This window comes from Nioella ostreopsis (assembly GCF_004000255.1).
Taxonomy (GTDB): Bacteria; Pseudomonadota; Alphaproteobacteria; order Rhodobacterales; family Rhodobacteraceae; genus Nioella; species Nioella ostreopsis.
Map to the genome: position 1 here is coordinate 20,744 of NZ_RCIQ01000034.1, position 7,237 is coordinate 27,980.

9 protein-coding genes are annotated in these 7,237 nt (G+C 60.8%); 2 read left to right on the top strand and 7 right to left on the bottom strand.

The genetic code is table 11. From position 1 onward, the window contains the following. Positions 1–98: 98 nt before the first annotated feature. A complete protein-coding gene (locus EP237_RS21305) occupies positions 99–1,340 on the top strand; it encodes an MFS transporter (RefSeq protein WP_127562847.1) in 1,242 nt (413 codons plus the stop codon). Here EP237_RS21305 and EP237_RS21310 read toward each other — a convergent pair. The 4 genes from EP237_RS21310 to EP237_RS21325 all read right to left on the bottom strand — a co-directional run bounded on the left by EP237_RS21310 (position 1,337) and on the right by EP237_RS21325 (position 4,704). Beyond that, a complete protein-coding gene (locus EP237_RS21310; protein WP_127562848.1) occupies positions 1,337–2,254 on the bottom strand; it encodes an ornithine cyclodeaminase family protein in 918 nt (305 codons plus the stop codon). The genes EP237_RS21305 and EP237_RS21310 overlap by 4 nt on opposite strands. After that, positions 2,251–2,874, bottom strand: coding sequence for an HAD family hydrolase (locus tag EP237_RS21315; protein ID WP_127562849.1), 624 nt, complete (start codon positions 2,872–2,874; stop codon positions 2,251–2,253). The genes EP237_RS21310 and EP237_RS21315 overlap by 4 nt, the downstream gene beginning before the upstream one ends. Next, positions 2,871–3,710 carry an S-formylglutathione hydrolase gene (gene fghA, locus EP237_RS21320; RefSeq protein ID WP_127562850.1) on the bottom strand — a complete coding sequence of 280 codons (840 nt, stop codon included), beginning with the start codon at positions 3,708–3,710 and terminating at the stop codon, positions 2,871–2,873. Before fghA ends, EP237_RS21315 begins: the two co-directional genes overlap by 4 nt. A 61-nt stretch (positions 3,711–3,771) precedes the next feature. Then, complete coding sequence (locus tag EP237_RS21325) at positions 3,772–4,704, bottom strand: AEC family transporter (RefSeq protein ID WP_127562851.1); 933 nt, start codon at positions 4,702–4,704, stop codon at positions 3,772–3,774. A 100-nt stretch (positions 4,705–4,804) separates the two neighbouring features. Here EP237_RS21325 and EP237_RS21330 point away from each other — a divergent pair, with 100 nt between their 5' ends. Further along, a complete protein-coding gene (locus EP237_RS21330; protein ID WP_127562852.1) occupies positions 4,805–5,422 on the top strand; it encodes a TetR/AcrR family transcriptional regulator in 618 nt (205 codons plus the stop codon). Here the strand turns inward: EP237_RS21330 and EP237_RS21335 are convergent, their stop codons facing one another. The 3 genes from EP237_RS21335 to EP237_RS21345 form a co-directional block, all read right to left on the bottom strand. Further along, positions 5,423–6,133 carry an NYN domain-containing protein gene (locus EP237_RS21335; RefSeq protein WP_127562853.1) on the bottom strand — a complete coding sequence of 237 codons (711 nt, stop codon included), beginning with the start codon at positions 6,131–6,133 and terminating at the stop codon, positions 5,423–5,425. Between the two features lie 108 nt (positions 6,134–6,241). Continuing rightward, complete coding sequence (locus EP237_RS21340) at positions 6,242–6,688, bottom strand: SecDF P1 head subdomain-containing protein (RefSeq protein ID WP_127562854.1); 447 nt, start codon at positions 6,686–6,688, stop codon at positions 6,242–6,244. 39 nt (positions 6,689–6,727) lie between these two features. Then, entirely contained in the window at positions 6,728–7,123 is a 396-nt protein-coding gene (locus tag EP237_RS21345; RefSeq protein ID WP_127562855.1) for a hypothetical protein, read from the bottom strand. Positions 7,124–7,237: the final 114 nt, after the last annotated feature.

Genomic DNA, 7,237 nt, shown 5'->3' on the forward strand with positions numbered 1-7,237 from the left:
TGATCCACACAAAAACTGACGTAACGGATCAAGAATTCTGATTTGACAGGGCAGGAGTGCTGACCCACTGTCACCGGACGCGACTTTGGACCCTTGCCATGCCCCAAAAATCCCCCCTCTTCACGCCCGTCCTGATCGGCGGATGCTTGATCATCCTGCTGTCTTTTGCCGTCAGGGCCAGTTTCGGCGTGTTCCAGATTCCGATTGCCGAGGAATTCGGCTGGCCGCGGGCAGAGTTCAGCCTGGCCATCGCGATTCAGAACCTTGCCTGGGGTATCGGGCAGCCGATCTTCGGGGCCATCGCGGAACGGTTCGGGGATCGCAAGGCGCTGATCATGGGGGCCCTGATGTACGCAATCGGGCTGGTCCTGTCGGCTGGCGCGACCCTGCCCATTCAGCACCAACTGCTTGAGATTTTGGTGGGGTTCGGCATCGCGGGTACCGGTTTCGGCGTCATCCTAGCCATTGTGGGCCGGGCCACTTCGGATGAAAACAGGTCGATTTCCCTTGGAATCGTGACTGCCGCAGGGTCCGCCGGGCAAATCGTGGGGGCGCCGTTCGCAGAATTTCTGCTCGGGCTGATGACCTGGCAGTCGGTGTTCCTGATCTTCGCCGGGATCATCCTTCTGACGGTGCTTGTGCTGCCGCTGCTGAAAGCGCCGCCGATGGCCAGCAAGGCAGAGATCGAAGAAAGCATGGGTCAGATCCTGAAGAAGGCGTTCAAGGATCCGTCCTTCGCCCTGATCTTCGTGGGCTTCTTTTCCTGCGGATATCAGCTGGCCTTCATCACCGCGCATTTCCCCGCATTGGTGACGGAAATGTGCGGGCCGATCGTGCCCGGGTCGATGCTGCACAATATCGGGATCACCTCGACCTCGACCCTTGGGGCGGTTGCCATCTCTCTCATCGGGTTGGCGAATGTCGTTGGCACCATCACGGCAGGCTGGCTCGGCACGAAGTTTCCCAAGAAATACCTGCTGGCCCTGATCTACACGGGCCGCACCATCGCGGCGGCGATGTTCATCCTGTTCCCGATCACGCCGCTGACCGTCGTCGTGTTCTCCGTCGTCATGGGCTCGCTGTGGCTCGCCACCGTGCCGCTGACCAGCGGGCTGATCGCCTATCTCTACGGGCTGCGCTACATGGGCACGCTCTATGGCATCGTCTTCTTCAGCCACCAGTTGGGCGGTTTCCTTGGCGTGGTTCTGGGCGGCTGGATGTATGACCTCTACGGCGATTACAGTGCCGTGTGGTGGATCGGCGTCGGCGTGGGTGCGCTTTCGGCGGTGGTGCACCTGCCGATCAACGAAAAGCCGTTGAGGGAGCGGGCCGTCGCCTAACGGCCCTTCCACGCGTCGAGGATGTAGCGGCTGGTCATCAGATCCAGATGCGCGCCGCCCCCGTTCTTGAACAGGGTGATCTCATCTGCGGTCTGACGGGTCATTTTGCCAGCGTCCAGATCGTAGAAATCCGACAGGATATCGGCCTCGGTGATCAGCCCCCGGTCGATCGGGTCCTGTATCTCTCCGATATGGCCAATGGTGGTATCGCGGCTGTCCACATGGATCGCACTGCGCAGGATCGCCGCGTCATTCACTTCGCGCATATCTGGGCGATAGGCGCCGATGATGTCGATATGCTGGCCCGGCTGGAACCAGTCGCCATTCAGGATGGGGTCGGTGACCATGGTGGCGGAGGTGACGATATCGGCCCCGCGCACAGCAGTTTCCAGATCGGGCGCGACCTCGGTGCCGGGATACTGCGCGGCGAAGGCTTCGGCCTTGGCAGTGGTGCGGTTCCAGATCTGGAAGCGGGCCTCGGGGAAAAGCGCGCCATAGGCCTGCCGCAGGGAATGGCCCACTGCACCCGCGCCGACGATCAAGATGGTTTCACTGTCTTTTCGCGCCAACTGCGCAGCACCAAGCAGGCTGCCGCCTGCCGTTTTCCACTTGGTGACCAGTTCGAAGTCCACCAGCGCCAGCAACCCGCCGTCTTTATCGGAATAGACATTCACCGCACCAAGGATCAGCGGTTTGCCGTTGCCGGGATTGCCGGGGAATATGTTGGCGGTTTTCACCGCTGATCCCACACCGTCGATCCAGGCCGCGCGGGACAGAAGCGTGTCTTCACCACGATAGAGCAGCGTATCGCCAATCTCGGCCTTGGGCAGTTTATGTCCGGCGCGCAGGGCATCCATCAGGCCGTGCCATGTCAGATGCGCCTCTGCCTCGGGTCCGATGATGTCGATGCTCATGGGCGGGTTTCCTCCTCGGTCAGCAAGCCATGAGCGATGAGCGCCCTTGCCCAGCCTTCCGGCCCTTCGAACAGATGCGTGTGCCAGCCGCGTGCATGGGCGGCGTCGATATTCTCTGCACGGTCGTCGGTAAACAGAAGCGACGCGCCGGAAAGACCGGAATCAGTCTCTAACACAGCATAAAACGCAGGGTCCGGTTTGATCAGCCCATGGTGGGCTGAGATAAAGGACCGGTCGAACTCGGTCAGGAATTCATACTCCGCACAGGCGGCATCGAATGTTTCCCGACCGAAATTGGACAGGGCAAAGACGGGAATGCCCTTGGCGCGCAGCTTGCGAAGCAGATGAACGCTGTGGGGGATGGCGGGGCTGGCCATGTCCAGCCAACGATCGTGCCACAGCCTGATTTCGTCTCTGTACAAGGGATTTTCATCCGCCAACGCATAGACGGATTGCCGGAATGGATTGCCCGCGTCGACACCGAGATTCATGCCCTCCAGATCGACAGCGGCGAAAAGCTCTCGCCGCCTTACTTCACCAAAAAGCCTGTCATAGAGCCGTTCTGGCGCCCATTCGATCAGGACATTCCCGATATCGAAAACAACCGCCTCAACGCTCATGCACTGACGCCGTAAAGCGCTTCGGCGTGGAAGCTGATGTGATCTTCGATGAAGGTCGAGACGAAGAAATAGGAATGGTCATAACCCGGCTGCATGCGGATCGTTCCGGGCTGACGGCGGGCGGTCATGGCCTCTGCCAGTGCTTCGGTCTTCAGCAGGTCACCGAACTGATCGGCGGTGCCGGTGTCGATCAGGACCGGGCCGGGAAAGCCATGCGCGCGCATCAGCATGGTGGCGTCATGCGCTTCCCACAGGGCGGTGTTGTCGCCCAGATAGGCACCAAGCTGCTTGCGGCCCCAATCGCTCTCCATCGGGTTGCAGATGGGCGAGAAGGCTGAAACGCTGGCGAAGCGGTCGGGGAAGCGCATGGCGATGGTCAGCGCGCCGTGGCCGCCCATGGAATGACCGGTGATGCCCTGACGGCTTGCATCCAGCGCGAAGCGGTCGAAGACGAGGTTGGGCAGATCCTCGGTCACGTAGTCCCACATCTGGAAATGCTCGGCCCAGGGGTCCTGCGTGGCGTTCACGTAGAACCCGGCGCCCTGTCCCAGATCGTAGGCGTCATCATTCGGCACACCTTCGCCACGGGGCGAGGTATCGGGGAAGATCAGCGCGATGCCCTGCTCAGCGGCCCAAAGCTGTGCGCCCGCCTTCACCATCGCGTTTTCATGGGTGCAGGTCAGACCTGACAGATACCACAGCACCGGAACCGGGCCGTCCTCTGCCTCTGCTGGCAGGAACAGGCCAAAGGTCATGTCCGTTCCGGTGGCGCTGGAGGCGTGGCGATAGACGCCCTGGGTGCCGCCAAAGCACCGGTTTTCAGATATCGTTTCCATGGGTCGTCCTCCGCAAATTCATTTGCCAAGGCGTAGCGCGGGCAGAGCGATGCAGCAAGCGCTAGAGCAACGGTGTGACCCAGGCGATGACGAGAGAGACCGTCACGATGGAAATCGCGGTAGACACGAGGATCGCCGCCGACACCCGCTGCGGTGCAACGCCGTAATGCTGCGCGAGGATATAGACGTTGCCCGCCACGGGCAAAGCCGACGCCGAGATCATGACCGCTGCGTCAAAGGCTGCAACCGGGAAAAGAACCAGCGCCGCGATGGCGACCGCGCCGGGGTGCAGCACCAGCTTGCAGAAGCTGAGCCATGCTGCGACGGACATCCGTTCCGCCGATTTTCCGGCCAGCGAGGCCCCGATTGCAAAAAGCGCACCGGGGGTCGCAGCGGCCCCGAGGATGCCAAGAAACTCATTCGCCACATCGGGGATAGGCAGGCTGGCCGCCGACCAGATCAACCCGAGCGCAATCGACACGATCATCGGGTTGCGCAGCAGGCCCTTGCCGACCGTCCCCAGAATGGCCAGCGACATGCGCCCGTCGCGCGACCCGGTGATCAAGATCGTGATCAGGCTTGAAAACACGATAAGGTCGATGGCCAGAACCATGAGCACCGGCCCTGCGGCGGCCTCACCCAATAGGACCACCAGCATCGGAACGCCCAGAAAACCCGTGTTGCCGATAACCGAGCATTGCGCCTCGACTGCGGCCTCTTGCAGACCGATGCCCCGAATGAAGGCCACGGCCGTTGCCAGAAGGTAAACCACACCGCATCCCCACAGATAGGCGGCGACGAACCACCAGTCGAAGACCTCTGACAGCGACAGGTTGGCGGCAAATCGGAACAGCATGGCCGAGAGGGCGAAGTAAAAGACGAACTTGGTCAGGTAGGCCGTCGCCTCGGCTGTGAAAAAGCCGGTGCGTCCCGATTGGAAGCCAAGCGCGATCAACGCGAAGAAGGGCAGGGTCTTAAGAAAGATCTCGATCATGTGGGCATCGCTAGGGCAACATTCATAGCCTGTCCAGCGCCTGCTTTGCTTGATGAACTAAACTGGTCAGTCTATTGTACCAATGTCAGCAGGAGGTCGCATGAACATCAGCATACCGCTCAAGAAAGGCCGGAAATTCGATCAGGTCATCGCCGGGGCGAGAGAGGTGTTTCTGCGCGAGGGATTCGAGGGCGCCAGCGTTGACCAGATCGCACGCGATGCGGGCGTGTCAAAGGCGACGCTTTACAGCTATTTCCCTGATAAACAGGCCCTGTTCATGGCGGTTCTGACGTCGCAATGTCAGATGCAATCGGAACAGGCCATGGGGATCGAGATTCTGCAGCGCCCGGTGCCTGAGGCGCTTTATTCCATCGCGCAATCTTTTCTGACCTTCCTGATGTCTGACTTTTCCATCCAGGTTTTCAGGGTCTGTGTGGCCGAATCGAACCGCTTCCCGGAACTTGGTCGCGCCTTCTATGACAGTGGCCCCAAACAGGTGCTGGACCAGATCGCCGCTTATCTTGGCAGCGAGAAGGTGGCGCAGGAACTGAAGATCGACGATCCCTACATGGCCGCCGACCAGTTTCTTCAGCTTTGCCGGGCCGACATGCTGCTGCGCCGGATCCTCAATGTCGATACCGATGATTCGCCCGAGAAGATGGATCGAATTGCACGGGAAACCGTGGCGACCTTCCTTGCGCGCTATCGCCGCGCCTGATCAATCCACGCGACGCACGAATAGCTGGTTGTTCTCGGCCCGCCGGGTTTCCAGCGTTTTCACATCCGCCACGATCTCGGACAGCTTCTTCTTGCCATAGCTACGCGTGTCGAAATCGGGATTGGCGGCCTGGATCTGCTGGCCGAGCGTGCCAAGGTTGAACCAGTCACTATCCTGATCAATCGAATCCATTGCACGGTAGATCAGGTCGCGCACTTCGGTCAGCTTGGCGGCAGGCTTGGGTGCGCCATCGGCGGGCTTGGTCGTTTCGCCCTCGATGTTCTCGATGAAGATAAACCGCTTGCAGGCCTGCCGGAACGCATCGGGCGTTTTCTTCTGGCCGATCCCGTAAACTTCCAGCCCCTGCTCTCTAATGCGGCTGGCGAGCCGGGTGAAATCGCTGTCGGAACTGACCAGAACGAAGCCATCGAAGCGGGCAGTGTGCAGCAGGTCCATCGCGTCGATAACAAGCGCGATATCGCTGGCGTTCTTGCCCACGGTATTGGCGGGCTGATGGAAGGGAACCAGCCCGTGCTCCGCCTGCACCCGGTTCCAGCCCGCCATCTGCTGAGACGAGAAATCCCCGTAGATCCGGCGCACGCTGGCCTCTCCGAACCGGGCGATTTCGTCGAAGATCGCCTTGACGTGCTTGGGCGAGGTATTGTCCGCATCGACCAGAACGGCGAGCAGGGGGATTTTGGTTTGGGTCACGGACCTGTCCTTTTCGGCCGGGCCGGTTTGGCCCTGTTGCAAACAGGATGACGCCCCCGGATCGGGAAGTCGAGGGCGACGGCGGCATTCAACGCCTTGAACGGTGGGTCATTTGGTTGCGTCTGAAGAGTCGCAAGGGGTGCTGCCGGCAATCTGACTGGCCAAAAGCGTCGTTTCGTCCGAGGTGAAGTTGCCGGTGATCACGATCTGCCCGCCTGTGATCGGCTCTTGTATCACGGGCGACATCAGCACCTGATCGCAGACCACCAGATCCATCGCCTGTCCGATATGGGCCGCGGTGATTTCCGCAAACAGGGCGGCACCGCTATCGTCGAAACTCAGCTCCAGCTGGGGCATTTGCGTGTTGTCATTCACACCGGCCAACACCGCAAGGATGTGTTCGGGCGGGATGGCAAATTCCTGCCCTGACACGCGCAGTTCAATCACTGCGCCTCCGGGTTGCGGGGCAGGCGGCGGGGCCGTGACAGTGGCCCCCGCCAAACCGCCAAGGGCGGTCACGAGACCAGACAGAAAACCCAGTCCTTCGGGTTCCATGACGGATCCTCCATCTCTGAACGGGACGGGGCGTTGTGCCTATTTGCCCGGTGTCGGCGGTGCGTAGGTGCCCGCCACCTGCTGATCCCAGATTTCGTTCAGCCGGTCGGCCACGGTTTCGCGCGCGTCATTGTCGGAATCAGTGTTGAACACGATGAGGAACGGCGCCGCGATCCCCGCCTCGATCGGGCAGATGATCAGCGCATCCACAACCTCACCCCGCAGGTCATAGCCGCCAATGGTCCATTCGCTGCGCCCGGTGAAACCATCGCCGCCATAGGTCGCGCGGTAGGCGTCGATCGTGGCTTCGGCCAGGCGCATGCATTCGGCGCGTTCATCGACAGACCCGAGGTCGAACACCGTCCAACCTTCGGCCTGCGCCATGCCGGCCGCCATCATGATGCCAAGCCCGGAAACAAGAGCCATGGTCTTCATTTGGAAAACTCCTTCCCTGAAACCAGCCGATCCCCCGAAGGGAACCGGCCCTGACGTTACTATAACACGTTTAGTACACGACGACGGAGCGGATCGACTCGCCTGCGTGCATCA